Origin of the sequence: Faecalibacterium sp. OF03-6AC, from assembly GCF_003478175.1 — a bacterium.
Classification (GTDB): Bacteria; Bacillota; Clostridia; order Oscillospirales; family Ruminococcaceae; genus Faecalibacterium; species Faecalibacterium taiwanense.
Genome location: NZ_QUEN01000029.1, coordinates 1 through 737, shown reverse-complemented (window position 1 = coordinate 737; position 737 = coordinate 1). Strand labels below are relative to the sequence as shown.

Genomic DNA, 737 nt, shown 5'->3' with positions numbered 1-737 from the left:
GGCAGCGAGGCGCTGTACGGCAAAGGCTGGTACTTTGCGGACGGCACCCTGGAGGAGATCAACGAGGACGAGGACGTTCTGCCGCTGCGATAAGCAAACAAAAAAAGAAGCACGCTGCGGCGTGCTTCTTTTTTGTTTCGGATGCTCTGGCGCACACCTCATTCCGCCGACAGGCGGACAAAGGGCGCAATGGCGTTGGCGTCGCCATGGCGCACGATGGAATAGGTGATGTCGCAGTAGGGCTGGATGGCGGTGCTCTTTTCTACCGTGGAGATGAGCAGCACCTGCAGCTGCAGGCGGCGGAACAGCTCCATCATGGGGCGGATGCGGTCGCTGGTCATCTTGCTGAACGCCTCGTCCAGCAGCACCAGACGGATGCTGTTCTCGCTCTTCTGGTAGATCTGCAGCAGGGATGCGCAGATGGCCACATAGAAGGGTGCCTGATTCTCGCCGCCGGAGGAGTCGCGGCTGACGCGGGACAGGTATGCCTGCTGGCCGGTGACCCGGTTGGTCACCTTGATGTCGTAATCCAGATAGGTGCGGTAGTCCACATAATCCGACAGGGTGGTGGTGCCGGTGCGGCCCTCCTGCCGGGCACGGGTGTTCTCGTCCACATCCGCCATGATCTTTTCCATCAGCGCATCCACCTGCCGCTCGTAGGCGGGGTCGGCGGTGGCGGCAAGGTTGTCCAGCGAATCGCCCTCGGTCATCTGCTGGTTGCCCTTGTCCACGATGAC

Annotated in this window: 1 protein-coding gene; it reads right to left on the bottom strand. The window is 61.5% G+C overall.

The window, feature by feature from the left end:
* Positions 1 to 158 precede the first annotated feature (158 nt).
* A partial coding sequence (locus DXA66_RS14015; protein ID WP_279233783.1) for an SbcC/MukB-like Walker B domain-containing protein occupies positions 159 to 737 on the bottom strand: 579 nt, incomplete at its 5' end.